At 40.0% G+C, this 21,903-nt stretch carries 19 protein-coding genes; 5 read left to right on the forward strand and 14 right to left on the reverse strand.

The features are described 5' to 3' along the window. Positions 1 to 374 precede the first annotated feature (374 nt). Positions 375 to 1,376 carry a phosphatase PAP2 family protein gene (locus tag A9260_RS16145; protein ID WP_197485309.1) on the reverse strand — a complete coding sequence of 334 codons (1,002 nt, stop codon included), beginning with the start codon at positions 1,374 to 1,376 and terminating at the stop codon, positions 375 to 377. A gap of 101 nt (positions 1,377 to 1,477) precedes the next feature. On the opposite strand from A9260_RS16145, the gene A9260_RS16150 reads away from it, so the two are divergent. Continuing rightward, on the forward strand, positions 1,478 to 3,184 hold the full coding sequence (locus A9260_RS16150) for an AMP-binding protein (RefSeq protein WP_068700820.1): 1,707 nt from the start codon (positions 1,478 to 1,480) through the stop codon (positions 3,182 to 3,184). Here A9260_RS16150 and A9260_RS16155 read toward each other — a convergent pair. The 4 genes from A9260_RS16155 to A9260_RS16170 all read right to left on the reverse strand — a co-directional run bounded on the left by A9260_RS16155 (position 3,160) and on the right by A9260_RS16170 (position 7,299). Then, the gene (locus A9260_RS16155; protein ID WP_068700822.1) at positions 3,160 to 4,431 is read right to left on the reverse strand and encodes an O-antigen ligase family protein; all 1,272 of its coding nucleotides are present in this window, start codon (positions 4,429 to 4,431) and stop codon (positions 3,160 to 3,162) included. The genes A9260_RS16150 and A9260_RS16155 overlap by 25 nt on opposite strands. 206 nt (positions 4,432 to 4,637) lie before the next feature. Then, positions 4,638 to 5,720, reverse strand: a complete 1,083-nt coding sequence (locus A9260_RS16160; RefSeq protein WP_068700824.1) for a hypothetical protein — start codon at positions 5,718 to 5,720, stop codon at positions 4,638 to 4,640. A gap of 294 nt (positions 5,721 to 6,014) precedes the next feature. Beyond that, positions 6,015 to 6,440, reverse strand: a complete 426-nt coding sequence (locus tag A9260_RS16165; RefSeq protein WP_068700826.1) for a divergent PAP2 family protein — start codon at positions 6,438 to 6,440, stop codon at positions 6,015 to 6,017. Between the two features lie 13 nt (positions 6,441 to 6,453). Next, positions 6,454 to 7,299, reverse strand: a complete 846-nt coding sequence (locus A9260_RS16170) for a decaprenyl-phosphate phosphoribosyltransferase (RefSeq protein ID WP_068700829.1) — start codon at positions 7,297 to 7,299, stop codon at positions 6,454 to 6,456. Between the two features lie 91 nt (positions 7,300 to 7,390). On the opposite strand from A9260_RS16170, the gene A9260_RS16175 reads away from it, so the two are divergent. From A9260_RS16175 to A9260_RS16185, 3 genes are read left to right on the forward strand one after another with little or no spacing between them, the layout of a single operon-like run. Beyond that, entirely contained in the window at positions 7,391 to 7,786 is a 396-nt protein-coding gene (locus tag A9260_RS16175) for a GtrA family protein (RefSeq protein WP_068700969.1), read from the forward strand. A gap of 1 nt (position 7,787) precedes the next feature. Beyond that, positions 7,788 to 9,077 (forward strand): FAD-binding oxidoreductase, encoded by a 1,290-nt coding sequence (locus A9260_RS16180; RefSeq protein WP_068700832.1) that lies wholly within the window; start codon positions 7,788 to 7,790, stop codon positions 9,075 to 9,077. Between the two features lie 5 nt (positions 9,078 to 9,082). After that, positions 9,083 to 9,820: an SDR family oxidoreductase gene (locus A9260_RS16185; RefSeq protein ID WP_068700834.1), complete on the forward strand. Its 738-nt coding sequence runs from the start codon at positions 9,083 to 9,085 to the stop codon at positions 9,818 to 9,820. 451 nt (positions 9,821 to 10,271) lie between these two features. Here A9260_RS16185 and fusA read toward each other — a convergent pair whose 3' ends face one another. From fusA to serB, 3 genes are all read right to left on the reverse strand, one after another. Continuing rightward, positions 10,272 to 12,356: an elongation factor G gene (gene fusA / locus A9260_RS16190; protein ID WP_068700837.1), complete on the reverse strand. Its 2,085-nt coding sequence runs from the start codon at positions 12,354 to 12,356 to the stop codon at positions 10,272 to 10,274. A gap of 189 nt (positions 12,357 to 12,545) precedes the next feature. Next, the gene (gene radA, locus A9260_RS16195; protein ID WP_068700839.1) at positions 12,546 to 13,922 is read right to left on the reverse strand and encodes a DNA repair protein RadA; all 1,377 of its coding nucleotides are present in this window, start codon (positions 13,920 to 13,922) and stop codon (positions 12,546 to 12,548) included. Continuing rightward, the gene (serB, locus tag A9260_RS16200; RefSeq protein WP_068700842.1) at positions 13,922 to 14,839 is read right to left on the reverse strand and encodes a phosphoserine phosphatase SerB; all 918 of its coding nucleotides are present in this window, start codon (positions 14,837 to 14,839) and stop codon (positions 13,922 to 13,924) included. Before serB ends, radA begins: the two co-directional genes overlap by 1 nt. A 108-nt stretch (positions 14,840 to 14,947) precedes the next feature. Here serB and A9260_RS16205 point away from each other — a divergent pair, with 108 nt between their 5' ends. Next, positions 14,948 to 15,517: a YtjB family periplasmic protein gene (locus tag A9260_RS16205; RefSeq protein ID WP_068700844.1), complete on the forward strand. Its 570-nt coding sequence runs from the start codon at positions 14,948 to 14,950 to the stop codon at positions 15,515 to 15,517. 114 nt (positions 15,518 to 15,631) lie between these two features. On the opposite strand, the gene deoD is transcribed toward A9260_RS16205, so the two are convergent. From deoD to A9260_RS16235, 6 genes are all read right to left on the reverse strand, one after another. Then, positions 15,632 to 16,351 (reverse strand): purine-nucleoside phosphorylase, encoded by a 720-nt coding sequence (gene deoD / locus A9260_RS16210; RefSeq protein ID WP_068700846.1) that lies wholly within the window; start codon positions 16,349 to 16,351, stop codon positions 15,632 to 15,634. Positions 16,352 to 16,430: 79 nt separating this feature from the next. Continuing rightward, complete coding sequence (locus A9260_RS16215; protein WP_068700848.1) at positions 16,431 to 17,651, reverse strand: phosphopentomutase; 1,221 nt, start codon at positions 17,649 to 17,651, stop codon at positions 16,431 to 16,433. A 13-nt stretch (positions 17,652 to 17,664) separates the two neighbouring features. Beyond that, the gene (gene deoA, locus A9260_RS16220; protein WP_068700850.1) at positions 17,665 to 18,999 is read right to left on the reverse strand and encodes a thymidine phosphorylase; all 1,335 of its coding nucleotides are present in this window, start codon (positions 18,997 to 18,999) and stop codon (positions 17,665 to 17,667) included. Between the two features lie 119 nt (positions 19,000 to 19,118). Further along, a complete protein-coding gene (gene deoC / locus A9260_RS16225; protein ID WP_068700851.1) occupies positions 19,119 to 19,895 on the reverse strand; it encodes a deoxyribose-phosphate aldolase in 777 nt (258 codons plus the stop codon). 359 nt (positions 19,896 to 20,254) lie between these two features. After that, entirely contained in the window at positions 20,255 to 20,422 is a 168-nt protein-coding gene (locus tag A9260_RS16230; RefSeq protein ID WP_068700853.1) for a XapX domain-containing protein, read from the reverse strand. A gap of 186 nt (positions 20,423 to 20,608) precedes the next feature. Continuing rightward, positions 20,609 to 21,847, reverse strand: a complete 1,239-nt coding sequence (locus A9260_RS16235; protein ID WP_068700856.1) for a NupC/NupG family nucleoside CNT transporter — start codon at positions 21,845 to 21,847, stop codon at positions 20,609 to 20,611. Positions 21,848 to 21,903 lie beyond the last annotated feature (56 nt).

Below are 21,903 nucleotides of genomic sequence, written 5' to 3' on the forward strand. Positions count from 1 at the left end.
ATTGACTAAATAACTGTAGTCGTCATGCTAAATGAAATCAACCCACCATTATTATTGATACCATGAACAGAAAACGGCTTTGTGAAGCTCGATTATGCGTATTTACTTAGTGTTGCTTGTCCCAACACAGGAGGTGGTGAAGCAACGTCTTCACCTCTAGGCGATATGGAGGCGATACCGAATACCTTAAGTTAATTGACGGGACTGGTATAATTTAAATTATCTACAAGGCATACACAGACTTGAAAAGCACTCTTTACTAAATCAATACTCATCACCCTAATATTCGCCAATTCAAGCCTCTTATGTCTACTGTCGGTGTCAAGTTTAGAATACGATGCGAAACCTGAGTGCTGAAACGCCCGTCAAATCACTCAGGCGTTAAACTTTAATATTTGTCGAACCAAAACCCAAATAAGGTAAGTGGTTACTATACTAAAATACCCATCAACAGCATAATGCCAGCCTAAGTGAATCGAGCCCACCAAAATCATACCCGCATTTGCCCAAGCTAAAATTGATAGTTTAGAGTTGATGTTTTGAGTCACTAAAGCTATCAACACCGCTATAGAAACATGCAAACTAGGAAAAGCAGATATCCCTGAACCTAATACCTTTCCCCCATCCAAATAATTAGTGAGTAATAGGTCTTGGGTAGCTAGACTAGGCAACCCTAAAGGGATACCTTTCGACTCTAACCATTGGTTTTGCTCACTTAAATGCAACATTAGATTGGCATAAGGATTTGCTTCCTTCACTAACGGTTCAAAAAAGCATGGACCGACGGATGAGAAAGCTAAAGCAACAATACACCCATTAACAATCCAACATAGGTTAAATGCTAAGAATGCTTGGTAGCGTAAAATGCTATGACTTTTACTTAATACAATTAGGCAAAAGAAACACCAAAAGATGAAGAACCAAAGGTTATATACAATGTTTATAATCCAGGAACCTATCGCACCAGGAATAATCCTATGCGTTATTTCCCACGGACTAATACCGAAATGTATACTTTTGTCTAATAAGTAGAATGTATTATCCCAGGAGAATGGATGCATTGAAGGAATCTGCAATTTAAAAGAAGTATAGATTGCACTGGTCACCGAGAAAGTTACAACCATGATCGTAACTTTGACTAAATACCTTGAATCAAATATGTAGTATTTATAGTAGAAAAACATTTCTTTTAAAGGGCTAGGATGCCGTCTTCGTAAAAGTGAAAGAAATAAGTAGCAAGCATGAAATGTGACTGTAGCAAAAATTGCATTAGCTAATGTTGATAGATAAAAATCATAATATATTCTATCAATGTCACCATAGGTCCATATGATACCAAGAGTAATCAGCCATGAAAAAACAATTACAATTGTCATGACACAAACATTTCGCATCTAAGTCCCTTAAAAATATATTTTTTTACTAATTCAATTTTTACTCTACAATTTTACACATCTACAATCAACTCCGAGCAAGGATGCTAAAATTGAAGAATCCAGATCGCACGCAAGACATAAGCACCAACCCACCTTGCACACTACCACCACCTAATGAACTTATTCTCAAGTGGGCCTATGAACGCCCTGATGAGGTTTATCTTAAGCAGATCATCGATAGAGAATTTGTAAAATATACTTATTCTGAAGTTGCTGATATGGCTCTTAAGTTTGTGGGCGCCTTACGTGAATTAGGGCTTAAGCCCCGTGACAAAGTGGCTTTTGTCTCTAAGAATTGTGTTGAGTGGTTCATTACCGACCTTGCGTTGATGTTAGGCGACTTTATTAGTGTCCCTATTTTTCCTACCGCAGGGGCGGATACTATTGAGTATTGCCTTACCCACAGTGGGAGTAAGGTGCTGATTGCCGGCAAACTTGATGATGCACATGCAACCTCAGAGGTTATGAAACGTCTTCCAGAGCTTGTTACAATCTCTTTTCCTTATGACTCGGCTCCAGAATGTCAGTATAAATTTGCGCAGTTGATTCATGACGCCATTCCACATGAAGAGCGGCCACAGCACCATGATGATAAGCTGATGTCTCTCGTTTACACCTCTGGAACATCGGGTGTGCCAAAGGGGGCTATGTTGACTTATGGCTCCTTTAGTTGGTCCGTGAAGAATCTCGTTGATCATATTGGTATTCAACCCGGCGACCGTATGTTTTCATACTTACCACTTGCTCACATTACTGAGCGAGTTTATATCTTTGGCTCATCCATTCAAGCCGGTCTTGAAACGGCATTTCCAGAGTCGCTAGATACCTTTATCAACGATGTAAAAATGCACCGTCCTACATTGTTTATTTCCGTGCCTCGTTTATGGAGCCTGTTTCAACAACGAATTCAAGATAAGCTTCCGCCGAAAAAGCTCAACCTGTTACTTAAGATCCCCATTCTTAACTCAATCATTAAGAAAAAGATTATTGAAGGACTGGGGTTGGATCAAGGCCGAGTTCTTGGTTGCGGTTCTGCCCCTATTAGCCCCGCAGTGTTGGAGTGGTATCACAAAGTCGGCATTAACATCACTGAAGCGTGGGGAATGACAGAAACCTTTGCTTATAGCACACTTAACTACCCGTTTAATGCGTCCAAAATAGGCTCAGTGGGGCAAGCAGGCCCCGGAGTAGAGCTCAAAATTGCTGACGATGAAGAGGTTTTAGTTCGCAGTAAAGGCATATTTTCTGGTTACTACAAGGATGATGAAGCAACCATCCAGACGTTTGATGCCGATGGTTGGCTGCATACAGGTGATATTGGCTCCATTGACTCACAGGGCTATTTAACCATTCAAGGACGTAAGAAAGACACGTTTAAAACAGCTAAAGGGAAGTTTGTTGCACCTGTACCAATTGAAAACGCTATTCTTGAAAAATTGCGTGTAGAAATGCTATGTCTTGTTGGTTTAGGTATGCCAGCACCTATTTTACTTGTCGTTCCGCATGAATTTCCTAACTTTGATAAAGAACGTTACGAGAAATCAGTAACTCACGTATTAGAGGAAATAAACGCTAGCTTAGAGAATCATGAAAAAATCAAAGGAGCATTGATAATAAAAGAGCCGTGGAGTATAGAAAATACCATCTTAACTCCAACGCTTAAAATAAAGCGTCATGTGCTTGATAAAAAATATCATGATGTAGGTGCAAACTGGAATACTAATCAGGTGGTTGCCTGGGAAGAATGACCGAGTGTATTTACCGCCTTGAGTGCTGATAAACTCAAAATAATTAACATGAGGGTAGAGGCCCAATAAAACGTGCCATCTAACATCCCTTGTACGACAAACCCTCCAAAGATCCCTATGCAAAGAACCGTATTTTTCCGTTGTTTTTTGGGGATTTTGAAAATATTAAATAAAGGAGAAACTGTAGATATAGTAAAAAACAAGCTTATAAATAATGTTCCTATCAAACCAACCTCTACTAATAATTGTATGAACACATTATGAGGTTGGAAATATCCTAATCCTCCTAAAAACTTATATGCATCGGGACCATGGCCTAGCCAAATAGCATCAGGGACATGACTCAAAGCATCTGACCAAACTTCTAGACGATTACTCGATAGTTGATTTAATGATTGTTTCCCACTGATTGCGAGCATTCGATTTAGTCCATTCCACTCCAAAACATTGAGAGGAATCGACATAACAATTGCTGCAGATAGAATGAATATTAGCACACCTAGGCTTCTTAGGGATGTATCCTCTTTCTGAATTAAAATACTAAAATAAAATACCGTAACAACAATCAGTGTCAAATACCCACTTCGTCCGCCTAACCAAATCAAGAAAGCAAAATTTATCATCAATAACAAACTTGGCAGAGCTAACTTCATTTGATGTCGCTGGTAGTTAGTTAATATTTTAAAGATCAAATATAAACATGAAAAAGACACTAGAAATCCAGTTAAACGACGATTAAACGCAAATGGAAGAGATAGGGATTTATTGTTAATGACGCTCGCAGCATCAAAATTATACTCAAAAATGCACGCGACAGCTATGAGTGTAGTTGCTGTAACAACACTCATAAATACCGCATCAAAGCGCCCAACAGAAACAAAATTCTTAAAACAAGCGATACCAAACATTATATGTATAAGGATAAAAATAAATCTTGTAAAAGAAGAGAAAACACTTAATTCATTTTGAGTCGAAGAGAATATAAGATTTATACCTAGACTAAGTGTCAACGAGACCACAAATAAAGCCAAAAATAAGGTTTGATACCCCAAGTTAGATAGCTTGATTGTCAACTTTGTACTTTCTTTCCATTGAACAGTCAGAATAAATAAATACTGCAGAAAAGCCACATAAAAACTTGATAGCAAGCGATCACTGTTCAAAAACATGCTCACAAACACAACAAAACACAGTAGCATATTTATGCTATTGCTTCTTGAAAGATTAATATTAGCTAACTTTTTCATCGTGAGTTCCTTTTACTTACAATAGGCTTTTTTGACCAAATCAGGCTTGAACAAAATTTAGCCTAGTTACCCCTTGATTATGAAAGCAACTTTCTTTGATGCGTACCTAGTCTTATGATCTTGTTAATTATCTTTACGTTCGTAAAGTATTTTCTGACCAACCCGAACCTTACTGTGCGATTAAAACGTTCAATATATAGTACTTATTATTCTAAATTAGGCATAATATACATGGCAATTTGGCTTATTTCACTTGATGATGGGTACAATGGCAGAGCCCAAAATGTCATATAGATGAAAATTAACACTATATGATACTTGCTCATATTTATGGGTTGTGTTTTTTCATTTATTGAAAATGAAATGAAAAATAGTCCAGTAATATAAATATTAATCCACCGCCCCCAATCTATAGCAACAAATGATAGTGCAAACAATAATAATACTGGCAAAAGTAATAGGGCATATTCAACCTTATTTAAGTTATAGAACTTATGCCTAATAAAGTAAAACCCTACGAGTGATAATGGGATGTATATAATAAATGGTATTGCTCCAAGCAAATCAACTGAAGCATTAAAATAATAAGAAGATGACTTTGACAACGATAAAAGCGCACCTCCAGGACTCAATATTACTTCATGCTCTAACAGTCTACTCATCATTAATTGATAACTTGCTTCTCTATATATCAAGCAAAGTAAGAACGCAATCACACTTGGAGTTGACATTATAACAAGACTGTGAATTTTAGGTCTATCCTGTCTAGTCCACATGAATAATATGAATGGTAATGTTGTAAATAATACCTCATGACAAAGTATAGCTAAAGGGAAAAGGCAGGTTAAAATTATCTTGTAGTTGATTCTAGTCCCATTAATATATCGCCAGACTAAGAATGACAACATAGAAAAGAAAATCAACTCCTTCCTTCCTGATGCACGGGGGACGTCTGTAATAAATAAAAATAACGCTGGACTAGCTAGTAGATAATAGTATGATGAAATATAACTTGATTTAATTAATATCCTAGCGGTAGTATAGGATAACACAGCATAAAAAAATAATTTAACAATAAAAAGTAAATTTATTGGATTGATTACATTATCAAATAAAAGAAAAAATTCACCTGATAACCCCCTACGAACAAAACCATCAGCATAATTTATTAACCAGTCACCAAATACCCAATGATCTGCATTCTCTAAATAATAATACTGAATATAAGAGTTAATTATAAAGTAGCATAAAAAACAAAAACAGATAATTGAATTTTTAGATTTCATCATAAATTAAATTTGCACTCCTAGTGCAACGGTATGTCGTCATTATCATAACCTACCTATAAAATAATATTGATAGTTTTTCTAGTTATTTTATATAAATCACAGAATCATATAACACTCATAACACAGAGGCACGCTATCACCAATTCTATTGAGAGCGACTGTAAAGAGTCTATCGCAACACCAAAACCTGATGAATGCTTCCCCGCAATATATATAACAAAGCCTAGAGCAAACCATACATACAGGCGCTTCAATTGCTGAATATAAACGTTGCTGCTCATAATCTAAATGGAATCACCCTAAGCAGAAAGTGAATGCATAATGCACAAACCAAGCTGAAGCGATACCCGTGATAATACCTGCTAAAATTTCAATATGAGTATGTCCCATTCTTTCTCTTAAAGGTTTTTTCACTTTATCTTTATTCAGCACATTAATGGCTTTGGCGTGTTTACCTACTTGCTGCCTTAAACTACTTGCATCAAGTATAACAATAAATGCAAGTGCTAAAGCAATAACTAAAGCTGGCTCTTGAAGTCCTTCATTGAAAGCGATAATCGCTGCAGCACTACTCACGATACTACTATGGTTGCTTGGCATGCCACCGTAGCCAATCAAATCAAAGGCTAGGCGTTTTGCTCGAAGGGAGTTAATAGCAAACTTCGCACAGCCTGCTACTAACCAAGCAAAAAAAGGCGTAATAAGGTAGCTAAAATCCATAACGTTCTCTTTTTTATGCCGCTAATAAATAGAGACAAGCAATAATCCAACTTAAGATAGTCAGTTGTAACCAACGGTCGGCAAACAAGGCATCCGTTGGTGATTCCCCTGAGCCTTTTGACTCTACTATAAACCAGTAGCGGTATAAGCCAAATAAAACGAACGGAATGGTATATACCATATCTGGCTTATCTGAAATAACAAATAAGCTATAGAACAAGATGGCACAAGTTGCTGACATTTCAGCATATTTATCAAAAAGTTCCACCGTACAATACTGCAATACACTTCGAGTCTTTTTACCACTTTGCATCATCTCTTGTCGTCTTTTAATCGATGCTAAAAAAAGGGCTAGAGAAAGCGTAGTGATAAACATCCAAGAAGAAAGTGGTACATCTAAAGAAACTGCACCAGTATACACTCGCAAAACAAAACCTATCGCTATCGTAAAAATATCTAATACAGGTTGATGTTTAAAGTAAAAAGTATACGCCATATTCAGGATTAAATACGTTGCAACTACCGCCACTACTTGAGGATAAACCAAAGCAGATAGTGCTATGATACTATACAATACAATCATCAAAATTCGAGCTTGTGGTTTACTTACCTCGCCTGATGCTAGAGGTCTAGTTTTAGATTTAACAGGGTGTTTTCTATCATTTTCAATGTCGTTATAGTCATTCAAAACATAAGTTACTGATGAAGCTAAACAAAAAATAATAAAGGCAGATAGGGTATGCTGAACTGACGGCATATCAGCGAATAACCCTGAAAAAAGCAAAGGCGCAAAAACAAATACGTTTTTTATCCATTGCTTTGGTCGCATAAGACGTACTACTGGAGGTAAGCTGAACATTTTAATTCTTCTTAATATAATCCAAGCAAGATATAGGCAAGATATAAACAAGATGATATTCTGATACTTTATGAAAATCAATGTATATATAATGACTAAAAGTATGCTTTATGTCGCATTTGCTATCGTTGCGACCATAGTTAATCTTTTCACACAAGAAATAACATCAAACCTTTTTCAGTGTGAATATGAAATCATCATCAGCATGTTCACAGGAACGCTGACTGGTTTGGTTGTTAAGTATCTATTAGATAAGAAGTTTATTTTTAAATTTGAAACTAAAAGCCAGAAACAAGATATCACTACTTTTTTTTTCTACAGCTTAATGGGTGTGGCCACTACTGTCCTTTTTTGGGTTACGGAATATACCTTCGATTTTTGGTTTGAAACTAAAACGATGCGCTATGTAGGCGCGGTGATAGGACTGAGTATCGGCTACATCACTAAGTACTACTTAGATAAAAAATACGTATTTATAGAGCGTTAGAATGAAAAAAATAACAAGTTGGGGAAAATACCCACTCATTGAAGCGAATATCAATGCTCCTTCAACAAGTCAAAAGTTATTGAGTGAAAAGCAAAGCGGGATAGCAAGAGGTTTAGGTCGTAGCTATGGTGACAGCGCACTGTCAGAAAATGTTGTAGTCAGTGAACGGTTCAATCATTTTATTTCGTTTGATGAAACAACAGGGACACTCCGATGTGAAGCAGGTGTTTCACTTGATGAGATATTAAAAAACTTTGTCCCAAAAGGTTGGTTCCTATCCGTCACACCCGGAACCAAGTTTGTTACCGTTGGTGGTGCTATTGCCAGTGATGTTCACGGAAAGAATCACCACCTTGACGGCAGTTTTAGTGATCACGTTACTTCGTTAACCCTCATAACTAACGGACAAGAAATCACTTGTTCAAGAGAAAACAACTCCGACTTGTTCCACGCCACCTGTGGTGGGATGGGATTAACAGGCATTATCACTGAGGCAACATTCAAATTAAAACAGATAACCAGTGCCTACATTAATCAAAAAGTAGTTAAAGCTAAAAACCTTGAAGTCGCATTGGCGCTATTTGAACAATATAAATATGTGACCTATTCGGTTGCGTGGATTGATTGCTTATCTACAGGCGATAACTTAGGTCGTTCATTGCTGATGCTGGGTGAGCACGCAGACAAAGGTGAACTGACCACGCACAAAGACGGTTTATTAAATATGCCGTGTGATATGCCTTCTTTTTTGGTGAACAAATACACCATACAGGCATTTAACTCTGCCTATTACAACAAGCAACTGAAAGAAGAAGTAAACAATACTGTTCACTATGACCCATTCTTCTATCCACTCGATGGTATCAACAACTGGAACCGTATGTACGGTGACAATGGCTTTACGCAATACCAGTTTGTTATCCCTAAAGAAGCAGGGAAAGAAGGATTAACCGAAATCCTAGAAGCAATAGCTGAATCAAAGCAAGGCTCTTTCCTTGCCGTATTAAAGGTGTTTGGTGAAGGTAACAAAAACCCTTTATCTTTCCCAATGGAAGGTTATACCTTAGCGCTAGATTTCAAACTAAACGACAAGCTATTTGCTTTACTCGACCGACTAGACATCATAGTGAGAAAATACGAAGGGCGTTTATATCTGTCTAAAGATGTCAGAATGTCAGAAGAGATGTTTAAGGCTAGTTACCCTCAATGGGAAGAGTTCCAAGCATTAAGGAAAGAATATGGCGCAGATGAACTATACCACTCGCTCCAGTCTAAACGGATAGGATTATAAATATCGTGCAAAACATTATTATTATTGGCGCAACATCAACGATGGCAAAAGAAGTTGCCAAGCTCTACGCCCTAGAAAAAGCGAACCTCTACCTTATTGCTAGAGATACATCAAAACTCGACACTATCAAGCAAGACTTGATGGTAAGAGGCGCCAACACAGTTCATACTACAACGTTTGATGCAAATCAGTTTGACTCGCACCAAGCGCTTATTGAACAGGCCTTCGATACTTTAGAGTGTGTTGATGTGTTGCTTGTTGCTCACGGAAGCCTACCTAATCAAGAACTTTGCCAAACTGATTCAATGAAAGCCATTGAAGAGATAAATATCAATGGTGTGAGTGTTATTTCTCTGCTTACTCAAGCAGCTACGAAAATGGAACAGCAAAAATCAGGAAATATAACCGTTATCACTAGTGTTGCAGGCGATAGAGGTCGTCAGTCAAATTACGTATATGGCGCAGCAAAAGGGTTGGTTTCCACTTTTTTACAAGGTCTGGCTCAGAGACTCAGTAAATCAGGTGTTCACGTTCTGGATATCAAGCCCGGATTTGTAGATACGCCAATGACTTCGGAGTTTGAGAAAGGTATGCTTTGGGTAAAGCCTGAGAAAGTCGCTCAGATTATCAAGAAAAGAATAAGTAAAAAAAACACTATTTCTTACACACCAGCTTTTTGGTTTATCATTATGACGATTATTAAGTTAATTCCTAAAACTATTTTTAATAAAGTAGTTTTATGATTGCTAATAAAGCGAAAGGATATGGGCAGAGAAAGGAACTAGACCCAGAGTAGTCCAACAACAGCACTTTGAGTCGGCTTATGTTTGGAGAGGTATAAGCTGAGGCTATTGTTACTCCGCTAAGCAATATGGAAGTGATGAAAGAACATCTTAAGCTCGTATCTCAAGCTACTCCGATAGAACAAGTCTGGAATTGGATTCATCAAAATGAAATTGCCAATCGATGTTTTACTAGCTACAACGATATCGTCAATAAACTGTGCAGCGCATTGAATCGGTTTTGTGAAGATAAAAGCAGAGTGATATCACTCTGCTTTAGAGACTGGATTAAGTTGGTAACATAATTAATGTAATTGGTATGATCTTTATTAATCGCTTACTTTACAAATAACAAAAAGCCCCGATAACTTTCGTTATCGGGGCTTTTTATTAGCAAGTTAGCAGCAAATAATTATTTGTTAGCTTTCTCAGCTTTAACTTTTGCGATTACTTCTTCTGCCACGTTCATTGGGCAAGCAGCGTAGTGTGAGAACTCCATAGAGAACTGACCACGGCCTGAAGTAATTGTACGTAGGTGACCGATGTAGCCGAACATCTCAGAAAGAGGTACGTCAGCTTTAATACGAACACCAGTTACGCCAGCTTGTTGATCTTTGATCATGCCACGACGACGGTTAAGGTCACCGATAACATCACCAACGTGATCGTCTGGAGTAAATACGTCAACGTGCATGATAGGCTCAAGAAGTTGCGCACCAGCTTTAGGCATTGATTGGCGGAATGCACCTTTCGCTGCAATTTCAAATGCGATTGCAGATGAATCGACTGCGTGGAAGCCACCGTCATATAGTTCAACTTCAACATCTAGAGTTGGGAAACCAGCTAGAACACCGTTTTCCATCATGCCAGCAAAGCCTTTCTCAACTGCAGGCCAGAATTCCTTAGGAACGTTACCACCAACAACTGAAGACTTGAAGCTAAAGCCAGAACCAGCTTCACCAGGCTTGATACGGTAATCAATTTTACCGAACTGACCAGAACCACCAGACTGTTTCTTATGCGTGTAGCTATCTTCAATTGGCTGAGTGATAGTTTCACGGTAAGCAACCTGAGGAGCACCAACAGTTAGGTCAACACCGTAAGTACGCTTAAGGATGTCAACTTTAATGTCTAGGTGAAGCTCACCCATACCTTTAAGGATGGTTTCGCCTGTTTCTTCGTCAGTTTCAACTTGGAAAGAAGGATCTTCTGCAACCATTTTACCGATAGCGATACCCATTTTCTCAGAACCGCCTTTATCTTTAGGAGATACAGCGATTGAGATTACTGGAGTTGGGAATACCATTGGCTCAAGAGTAACTTGGTCTTTAGGATCACATAGAGTGTGACCTGTTTGAACATTCTTCATACCAACGATTGCAATGATATCACCAGCTTGTGCGCTAGTAAGTTCGTTACGGTCATCAGCTTGCATCTCAACCATACGGCCAACACGCTCTGTTTTACCAGTGTAAGAGTTCATGATGGTGTCACCTTTGTTCAATTTACCTGAGTAAATACGAACGAAAGTTAGTGCACCGAAGCGGTCATCCATAATTTTGAATGCTAGCGCTTTAAATGTTTCATCAGCAGAAACAATAGCGTGCTCGCCATTTTCATTGCCTTCTTCGTCCATTAGAGGTTGAGGATCAACTTCTGTTGGAGAAGGTAGGTAATCAACTACAGCGTCAAGAACGATTTGTACGCCCTTGTTCTTAAATGCAGAACCACAGTATGTAGGGAAGAACGCCAGTTTACGAGTACCAGTACGGATACAAGCTTTGATGTCATCAATAGAAGGTTCTTCGCCTTCCATGTAAGCCATCATTAGGTCGTCGTCTTGCTCTACAGCAGTTTCGATTAGCTCTTCACGGTATTGCTCTACATCATCAACCATATCCGCAGGGATATCTTTAATTTCGTAGTTTTCAGGAAGACCAGTGTCATCCCAAACGTATGCTTTACGAGTTAGAAGGTCTACAACACCAACGAAGTCATCTTCGCGGCCGATAGGTAGAACCATAACTAGAGGAGTAGCACCTAGAACGTTTTTAACTTGGTCAACAACGTTGTAGAAGTCTGCACCCATACGGTCTAGTTTGTTAACGAAGATCAGACGAGATACTTCTGATTCGTTCGCGTAACGCCAGTTAGTTTCTGATTGTGGTTCAACACCACCAGAACCACAGAATACGCCGACGCCGCCATCAAGAACTTTAAGAGAACGGTAAACTTCAACTGTGAAGTCAACGTGTCCCGGAGTATCGATAACGTTTAGACGGTAGCCTTTCCAAAAACAGCTTACTGCTGCAGACTGGATAGTAATACCGCGCTCAGCTTCCTGTTCCATGAAGTCAGTAGTTGATTCACCATCATGAACTTCACCAGTTTTGTGGATCTGGCCGGTAAGCTTTAGGATACGCTCAGTTGTCGTGGTTTTACCCGCATCAACGTGCGCGAAAATACCAATATTTCTGTATTTTGATAAATCAGTCATCGTTTTACTCTATCAATAGGATATAAAATGCGCGCAGAGTATACCACAATCTGGATAGACTGATAGCTCTGTGTGCTTGTTGAGCGAAAATTTCGCCTTTTAATTTCTGTGAGGGAACTATAGATGAGAATCAAGCCCGTGAAAAGTGCCTTTGCTCATCCAAGGTAATATTATTTTGTTTCTACGCCATTACATTTCATCAAATGCTTGAATTGCTTCAGATAAATTTTTAACCGCGTGTATTTGCATACCAGCGATACCGCCTTTAGGCATATTGGCACTCGGTACAATCGCTTTAGTAAAGCCATGCTTGAAGGCTTCATTAAGTCGTTCTTGACCACTAGGTACAGGGCGAATTTCCCCAGCAAGACCCACTTCACCGAAAACAACAACATCTTTTGGCAACGCTCTATCTCTAAAGCTTGAAAGAAGTGCCATCAATAAAGCTAAGTCTGCACTGGTTTCTGTTACTTTAACACCACCCACAACATTAACGAATACGTCTTGATCGGCCATCTGCAACCCTCCATGCTTATGCAGTACTGCAAGAAGCATAGAAAGACGATTTTGTTCAAGGCCTACCGCAACACGCCTTGGATTTGCGAGTTGAGAGTAATCGACCAATGCTTGAATTTCGACAAGTAGCGGTCTTGTCCCCTCCCAAATCACCATGACTGAACTGCCAGACGTTTGCTCTTCTCCACGAGATAAGAATATAGCTGAGGGATTTGACACCTCTTTTAAGCCCTGCTCTGTCATGGCAAACACGCCTAACTCATTCACCGCGCCAAATCTATTTTTATGACTGCGTAATGTTCTAAAGCGACTGTCTACACCACCATCAAGTAATACAGAGCAGTCAATGATGTGCTCTAGCACCTTAGGCCCCGCTAAAGAACCATCTTTAGTGACATGGCCCACCATAAATACCGCAACATTATTTTGCTTAGCATAGCGAGTTAATGTTGTTGCCGATTCTCGCACTTGAGCTACCGTACCAGGGGAAGATTGCACGTCAGAGACATGCATAACCTGAATTGAGTCAATGACCATAATTTTAGGTTGTTCTTTTTCTGCCACCTGACAGATTTTATCGACGTTGGTTTCTGACAACATTTTAAGGTTATCTTTAGGCAAACCTAAGCGCGATGCTCGCATAGCTACTTGTTGCAACGATTCTTCACCCGTCACATACAGAGTTGGCAAAGTTGCCGCTAAACGACACATTGTTTGCAATAACATTGTCGACTTACCCGCACCCGGGCTACCGCCAATTAAAATGGCGGCACCAGGTACAATACCACCACCTAAAACACGGTCGAATTCTTTAAAAGTGCTGCTAAATCGAGGGACATCTTGCAGATCAATATCTGCGAGCATTTGTACTTTAGACTCGACATTTCCAGCATAACCACTTAAGCGCTCATTACGAGCAACTTGTGGAGAGGCCGCTAGACGTACTTCTGTGACAGTGTTCCATGCACCACAAGCACTGCACTGACCTTGCCAGCGCGGAAAATCTGCACCGCAATCATTACAAACGTAAGCTGTTTTTACTTTTGCCATTAATTATTCTTTGTTTTTAGGGATTGTAAAACATGGCTAGCTGATAAAATACACAGCACACCACCTAAGTCAGCATAGTTTACCGCAGCTTGAGCTTGTTCGACTACCTTAGGTTTAGCGTGATACGCAATCCCTAAACCGGCAGCAGCCATCATCACTAAGTCGTTAGCACCATCTCCAACAGCAATACAATTACTATTATCTAGCTGATACTCATCTCTTAGTTGCTGTAAAATATCAGCTTTAGTTTGCGCCGATACCACCTCACCGAGCACATTTCCAGTTAACTTACCTGAGTCAATTTCTAACTGATTTGAGCGAGCATAATCAAGCTCGAGTAACTCTTTTAGATGATTAGAAAAGTAAGTAAAACCACCAGATGCAACGGCAACTTTCCATCCACACTGCTTTAAGCCATCAATTAGTTGCTGAGCTTCTGCCATTAATGGCAGCTCACTGCGAACTTCCATTAGAATTGACTCATCTGCATCCGCTAATTTGGATACTCTTTGTCTAAGGCTTTGCTCAAAATCCAACTCACCCTGCATGGCACGCTCAGTGACTTCGGATACTTCCTCTCCAACGCCAGCAAGCTTGGCAATTTCATCAATACACTCAATTTCAATCAGTGTTGAATCCATATCAAACAGAGCAAGCCCTGGCTTACTCATATTTGGAAGATCTTTAAGAGAAGCGGTATCAATCTGTGCATTTTTTAATGCATTAATATTATTATCAATTGCAATACAAGTAGTCAGCAAAACTTGATATCGACCAACATGCCATGTAGCAAATTGCTCTTCTATAGGGAAAATTTCAGTTAATGTCTGGTGATTAACATCAACAAAAGCAACGGCCAATAGCTCTAAATCAGCAGCCTTAAATGGCGTAAGATATTGTAATTCTTTGACTTCCATGAAGATTCAAATCCGTTTTGAGGGAAACATTACCCTCAACTTACCCTATTGCAATTTGTTTACGCAAGTATCACTATGCAATAGGGTACATTAATGATGTTTTTCTAAATGAAAGAATCTCTATTTTCACTGCGTTTGTTTATTAAATTAGTCTTTGTTAGCTTGCTCATATTGATGCTGGTGTCGATTGCGCGCAATAGCGTCTATATCAGCCAAGGCAATCAGCAAATCCAAACAAAACAGTTACAAACTCTAACAAAACTATTGATCTCACAAGCGGCGTTAAGTGCCAGTAACTTTGTCGTCACCGAAGATCAAGAAAAACTAAGACATCTAGCCAATCAATTAGCTCGCGACACTCTCGTTGCCGATGCCATTATTTATAATAATAGTGGTGTTAAAATTGCGTCGAGCAGCAATGCCAAAACCGTACAAGAATCACTAGGGATGAATACACCACTGTCATCAGCGGGTATTGGAAAGCAACAATTGGTCGAGCCGATTTTCTCTCAAGATGCCATCATCGGCTATGTGCGAATTACTTTTGAAAAAGGTCGCGTTACCGCCTTTTCTGATCATCACTATCGCAATAGTGATCGAGCCATGTTTTTAATGATCATAATGAGCTTTTTCTCGGGAGTATTACTAACTCTGGTACTTAGAAAGAAAAAATCATAAAAAAAGCTTGGTTCTACTAATGCAGAACCAAGCTTTATTATCGGTTTACTTGTATAGGTTAAAGCTTATATCAATCACAGTAAGTAAATGATCAGAGATTTACTACGATTGATATTATTCCTCATCACCTAAAAGTACTGACTCTAAAGCGATTTCCATCATTTCATTGAAGGTTGTCGCACGTTCATCAGAGGTCGTTTGCTCACCGCGCTTGATATGATCTGATACGGTACAAATAGCCAAAGCTTTCACGCCATATTCAGCGGCAATACCATAAATACCAGCCGCTTCCATTTCTACACCCAGCACACCGTATTTATCCATCACATCGAACATGTCAGGATCGGGCGTATAGAAAAGTTCTGCCGAAAATAGGTTACCGACTTTAACATTAATGCCTAGCTTTTCTGCTGCGCGCTCAGCATTACGTGCCATGCCATAATCTGCAATCGCAGCAAAGTCATGATCCTTAAAGCGAATACGGTTTACTTTAGAATCCGTACATGCGCCAATGCCAATCACTACATCACGTAAGTTCACATCATCACGAACAGCGCCACAGCTACCCACACGGATTACTTTCTTAACCCCGTAATCTTTCACAAGTTCAGTGACGTAAATAGAACAAGAAGGGATACCCATACCGTGCCCCATAACGGAGATCTTACGGCCTTTATAAGTGCCCGTAAATCCGTACATATTACGTACATCACAGACTTGCACTACGTTGTCTAGGAAAGTTTCAGCGATGTACTTAGCTCGTAGTGGGTCACCTGGCATCAATACCACGTCAGCAAAATCACCCATTTCTGCATTAATATGAGGAGTAGCCATTTATTTATTTCCTTTTATACATTATTTGTTATTAGGGCGATTTAACCCTAGTAGCGAAAATATTGAATCTACTTTCCAGTTAAAGAAAGTTAGTTCCATAGTCCATTTTAGAAGTCTGAAAATAGTGAGCTAAGCTCTGACCAATATCAGCAAAAGTCGAACGTCTGCCTAGTGAGCCCGCTTTAATATTCTGCCCATAAACAAGTACAGGGATATGTTCGCGAGTATGATCTGTACCTTGCCATGTTGGGTCACAACCATGATCTGCAGTAAGAATAAGCACATCATTTGGCTGTAAAATTGCCAAAATCTCTGGCAAACGAGTATCAAAATACTCAAGAGCGGCAGCATAGCCTGCAACATCGCGGCGATGACCATAAGAAGAATCAAAATCAACAAAGTTAGTAAATACGATGCTGTTATCCTGCGCTTTTTTCACTTGTTGTAGTGTTAAGTTGAACAGGTCTTCTAGGCCAGTGGCTTTCTCTTTTTTGGTAATCCCGCAATTAGCATAAATATCAGCAATCTTGCCTATAGAAATCACCTCACCCTGCTTCTCATCAACCAGTTTTTGCAGCACGGTTGTAGCAGGTGGCTCAATAGAAAGATCTCGACGATTACCCGTACGTTTAAACCCTTCTACTTTGTCTCCAACAAATGGTCGGGCGATAACACGACCAATGTTGTAATCTTCCAGTTCTTCTCGAACAATATGACAAAGCTCAAGTAGGTTATCTAAACCGTAAGTCTCTTCATGACAGGCAATTTGAAATACTGAATCTGCTGAAGTATAAAAAATTGGCTTTCCTGTTAGCATATGTTCTTCACCCAGATCATCGAGCACTTGGGTGCCTGATGCATGGCAGTTACCCAAATAGCCTTTTAGACCAGCGCGCTTAACAATGCGATCGAGTAACTCTTGGGGAAAACTGTTTTGCTTATCAGTAAAGTAACCCCAATCAAACAGTACCGGTACACCGGCAATTTCCCAGTGACCCGATGGTGTATCTTTACCTGATGAGATTTCAGCAGCGTGCCCATAAGCACCAATGATCTCGGCATTGCTATCTAAACCAATAGGAAATTGTCCTGTTGATTCTTGAGCGGCTAAACCCAAACCTAACTTAGATAAATTAGGTAGGGTTAAAGGGCCATTTCGAGTGTCTGAATTGGCTAAGCCTTTCGCACAATGCTGTGCAATGTGACCTAAAGTATCAGAGCCTACGTCACCAAATTTATCAGCGTCTTGCGTTGCGCCAATACCAAATGAATCTAAAACTAAAATTATGGCTCGTTTCATTATTCTATCCTGCCTATAAATCTTCAGCTCGTATCTGTGCATACACTTCAGGTGTTGCTTGATACTGCGATTTGTCACCGATATGAATAGCCGCTTTTAGTGCGTTAGCCGCTTCTTGCCACTGCTGCTCATTTCGCACATGAATCATAGCCAAAGGTTTATCTGCATTGGCCACGTCACCTAATTGAATAAACTGATCAAAACCTACCGCATAATCAATCGTGTCTGTTGCGACTCGACGTCCTCCGCCCATACCCACAACCGCCATGCCAATAGCGCGTGTATCCATACTGATAACAGTGCCATGTTGATCAGCAAAAACTGGTTTAATGATCTCAGCTACAGGTAAGTATTGAGTATAGTTGCTAACAAAGTCATGTGGCCCGCCAAGGCCTGCAATCATTTGATTAAAACACTCTGCTGCTTTACCGTTATCAAGCACGCTAAGCAATTTTTCACGAGCTTGCTCGGTAGAATCCGCAAGTTTGCCAAGTACCAGCATTTCACAGCATGACGCCATGGTGACTTCAAGCAAGCGAGGGTTACGATATTCCCCCGTTAAAAAGCGAACCGCTTCACGAACTTCTAATGCATTACCCGCAGAAGAAGCCAATACTTGATTCATATCGGTAAGAATAGCCGTTGTCTTAGTGCCAGCACCATTTGCCACAGCCACAATAGAACGAGCAAGCTCTTCTGATGCCTCATAGGTTGGCATAAAGGCGCCAGATCCCACCTTGACATCCATAACCAATGAATCTAGGCCTGCGGCAAGTTTCTTAGATAAAATAGAAGCGGTAATGAGTGAGATATTATCAACCGTTGCGGTGATATCACGAGTGGCATAGACGCGTTTATCAGCAGGTGCTAAATCCCCTGTTTGACCAATAATCGCCACACCAGCGTCTTTCACTACCTGGCCAAAAACATCATTGTTGGGGGTGATATTATAGCCTGGAATGGATTCAAGCTTATCTAGTGTCCCACCAGTATGACCTAGGCCACGCCCAGAAATCATAGGTACAAAGCCACCACATGCGGCAACCATTGGGCCAAGCATTAGAGAGGTAACATCGCCGACACCACCAGTAGAGTGCTTATCGACAATAGGGCCGTAAAAATTCATATGACCCCAGTCAATGACCATTCCTGAGTCACGCATAGCGCATGTCAAAGCAATGCGCTCAGGCATCGTCATTTCATTGAAGAATATGGTCATAGCAAATGCTGCTATTTGCCCTTCAGAGACACTATTATTGGCTACACCTTGGATAAAGAAGTTAATCTCATCCGTTGTTAATATTTCACCATCACGTTTTTTACGAATAATTTCTTGAGGTAAATACATCCGCCCTACCTTAGATTTTTATTATTTAAAATAAAGACTCGCGACGAGTTACGACCTAGTTCAACGCTATTCGTAATAACGATACACCACAGCAGTAATGCACGAGCCTTCTAAAACGATTAATAAGCAGCAGGATCTGCTTTTTCGTCTGTCACTTCTAAGGTATTAAGTAGGCTTGTTAGCAAGCTAGAAGCACCGAAGCGATAATGACGACTGTCTACCCAAGAATCACCTAGGATTTCATCAGCCATTGCTAAGTACAGCGCTGCATCTTCCGCGGTACGCACGCCACCAGCAGGCTTAAAGCCGACTGTTTTTGCCACACCCATATCACGAATCACTTCTAGCATCATACGTGCATATTCTGGTGTCGCATTTTCCGGTACTTTACCTGTTGAGGTTTTAATAAAGTTTGCACCAGCTTTAATGCAAATTTCGGATGCTTGTTTAATCAGAGCTTCTTCTTTTAGCTCACCCGTTTCAATAATGACTTTCAGCAAGATGTCGCCACAAGCCGCTTTACATTGCTTAACTAACTCAAAGCCCACATCAGCGTTACCAGCCATTAAAGCGCGGTACGGGAAAACAACGTCAACTTCATCTGCGCCGTAAGCAACCGCCGCTTTTGTTTCTGCTACTGCAATATCGATATCATCATTGCCGTGAGGGAAGTTAGTCACTGTTGCGATGCTCACATCAGGGGTTCCCTGCTCACGTAATGTCTTTTTAGCAATAGGGACAAAACGAGGATAAATACACACTGCAGCAGTATTACCTACCGCTGATTTTGCTGCATGACAAAGATCGATCACTTTCTGATCGGTATCATCATCATTAAGAGTAGTAAGGTCCATTAATTTAAGTGCACGCAAAGCGGCAACTTTCAAATCGCTCATTTTTTTCTCCGAAAAGTTTAAATAGTATTGGCGGCATTAATTCGAACTGTTCCGGTATCGGTAGGTTCGACTATTGCACATCCAGACTCAATGAACGGACTTGGTTCCATGAAGACTTGGTAATATCAATCGTAGTAATTAACTGACCATTCTAACTTGTTAAAATACTTGATAACTGCGTTACGATTTTTGAATGTAGAACAACTACTTATCAAAAATTGCGCCTTGTTCTCAAGCATTTTTTCTGACCACTTAATTACTGTGATTGGTATAAAATAACCAATTGCTTTCCTTGTCACCGCGCGGTTATAAATCCTAAACCGCAGACCGCTGTTGTTTACAACGGAAATAAGTATTTATTAAAAAAAACGTTCTATCAGCCAATGATAGAAATGTCCGCCAAGATAGACACCGACAATTCCCATCACACCCGATAAAACAGGAGGAGCAGGAATAGGTAGTTTTATTGCAGAAAATAACACTCCAACAAAAAAACCGGCCAATATGGCTAGCAAAACTTCATTCATAATCCTTGTCCATCTTATCGACTTCGCAGATCAGTATAGTAGGAAGTTTGATCTATGTTTCATTAGTAATGAACGCAAACGGTTTGCATCTCAAAAAAAAGTGAGGTTATGCAGGCTGACAGTACAAAAGAAAAAACGCCCCAGCGATTATCACTGGGGCGTTATTATTAAGTTGTTTCTACTCTCTTAGAAAGAGATGAAGAAACCGGCAATGGTTGCAGCCATTAGGTTTGACAATGTACCTGCAATAACAGCCTTAATACCCATACGCGCGATATCACCACGACGCTTAGGTGCAATACCACCTAGGCCACCGAGTAGAATAGCGATAGAAGAAAGGTTAGCAAATCCACATAATGCGAACGAGATAATAACTTTCGTTTTCTCAGTTAGCACTACAGGCGCTGCATCAGTCAGGTATGGAGTAAAGTTAGCGTAAGCAACAAATTCGTTAGCTACCGTTTTAAGACCAATGAACTCACCAGCAACTTGCGCTTCGTTCCAAGGAACACCAATTAGGAATGCTAAAGGAGCAAACAAGTAACCTAAGATCATCTCTAGAGTTAGGTGCTCAAAACCAAACCAACCACCAACGCCACTTAGAAGGCCGTTGATTAGTGCAATAAGACCGATGAAAGCGATAAGCATTGCACCAACGTTTAATGCAAGGCTAAGACCTGCAGAAGCACCACCAGCGGCAGCATCAATAACGTTAGCAGGCTTGTCTTCGCCATCTTCAAGAGTATCTGGAAGTTGGTCGATAGGCTCATCAGTTTCAGGCTTGATGATTTTTGCAAATAGTAGACCACCTGGAGCTGCCATAAATGATGCAGCAACTAGGTATTCAATAGGCACGCCCATTGAAGCGTAACCGGCTAATACACCACCAGCGATAGAAGCTAGACCACCACACATTACTGCAAATAGTTCAGACTGAGTCATGCGTGGCACAAATGGACGAACCACTAATGGCGCTTCAGTTTGACCAACAAAGATGTTTGCTGCAGCAGACATTGATTCCGCGCGTGAAGTACCCAGAGCTTTCTGAAGACCACCACCAAGAATACGAATAACCCATTGCATAACACCCAAGTAATAAAGTACTGAGATTAGCGCAGAGAAGAAAATCAGCGTAGGTAAAACACGGAAAGCAAAGATAAAGCCAACATCATAAGTTGCGACTAAATTACCAAAAAGGAATTCACTACCTTTTGCTCCATAGTTTATTACACTTGAAACACCGTCTGAAAATCCTTTCAGAAGGTCTTTACCCCAAGGTACATAAAGTATAAATGCACCTAATGCGAACTGAATAGCAAACGCACCAGTTACTGTTCTAACATTAATTGCTTTACGATTATCTGATAGTAGTACTGCGATTAAAATCAGTACAAACATACCGACTATGCTCATAAACAGGCTCATGGTTTATGGCTTCCTTATTCTAAAATGTGTAAAAAAAAGTTAAAGGTTTAAAAATG

Source organism: Vibrio sp. UCD-FRSSP16_30, assembly GCF_001676025.1.
Classification (GTDB): Bacteria; Pseudomonadota; Gammaproteobacteria; order Enterobacterales; family Vibrionaceae; genus Vibrio.

Coding starts and splice junctions, on each gene's coding strand:
- fusA (WP_068700837.1), bottom strand. CDS start 12,356: ATGACTGATTTATCAAAATACAGAAATATTGGTATTTTCGCGCACGTT.
- A9260_RS16230 (WP_068700853.1), bottom strand. CDS start 20,422: ATGAATGAAGTTTTGCTAGCCATATTGGCCGGTTTTTTTGTTGGAGTG.
- A9260_RS16165 (WP_068700826.1), bottom strand. CDS start 6,440: ATGGATTTTAGCTACCTTATTACGCCTTTTTTTGCTTGGTTAGTAGCA.
- deoA (WP_068700850.1), bottom strand. CDS start 18,999: ATGTATTTACCTCAAGAAATTATTCGTAAAAAACGTGATGGTGAAATA.
- A9260_RS16170 (WP_068700829.1), bottom strand. CDS start 7,299: ATGTTCAGCTTACCTCCAGTAGTACGTCTTATGCGACCAAAGCAATGG.
- deoD (WP_068700846.1), bottom strand. CDS start 16,351: ATGGCTACTCCTCATATTAATGCAGAAATGGGTGATTTTGCTGACGTG.
- A9260_RS16160 (WP_068700824.1), bottom strand. CDS start 5,720: ATGATGAAATCTAAAAATTCAATTATCTGTTTTTGTTTTTTATGCTAC.
- deoC (WP_068700851.1), bottom strand. CDS start 19,895: ATGAGCGATTTGAAAGTTGCCGCTTTGCGTGCACTTAAATTAATGGAC.
- A9260_RS16215 (WP_068700848.1), bottom strand. CDS start 17,651: ATGAAACGAGCCATAATTTTAGTTTTAGATTCATTTGGTATTGGCGCA.
- serB (WP_068700842.1), bottom strand. CDS start 14,839: ATGGAAGTCAAAGAATTACAATATCTTACGCCATTTAAGGCTGCTGAT.
- A9260_RS16235 (WP_068700856.1), bottom strand. CDS start 21,847: ATGAGCCTGTTTATGAGCATAGTCGGTATGTTTGTACTGATTTTAATC.
- A9260_RS16180 (WP_068700832.1), top strand. CDS start 7,788: ATGAAAAAAATAACAAGTTGGGGAAAATACCCACTCATTGAAGCGAAT.
- A9260_RS16175 (WP_068700969.1), top strand. CDS start 7,391: ATGACTAAAAGTATGCTTTATGTCGCATTTGCTATCGTTGCGACCATA.
- A9260_RS16205 (WP_068700844.1), top strand. CDS start 14,948: ATGAAAGAATCTCTATTTTCACTGCGTTTGTTTATTAAATTAGTCTTT.
- A9260_RS16145 (WP_197485309.1), bottom strand. CDS start 1,376: ATGACAATTGTAATTGTTTTTTCATGGCTGATTACTCTTGGTATCATA.
- radA (WP_068700839.1), bottom strand. CDS start 13,922: ATGGCAAAAGTAAAAACAGCTTACGTTTGTAATGATTGCGGTGCAGAT.
- A9260_RS16155 (WP_068700822.1), bottom strand. CDS start 4,431: ATGAAAAAGTTAGCTAATATTAATCTTTCAAGAAGCAATAGCATAAAT.
- A9260_RS16150 (WP_068700820.1), top strand. CDS start 1,478: ATGCTAAAATTGAAGAATCCAGATCGCACGCAAGACATAAGCACCAAC.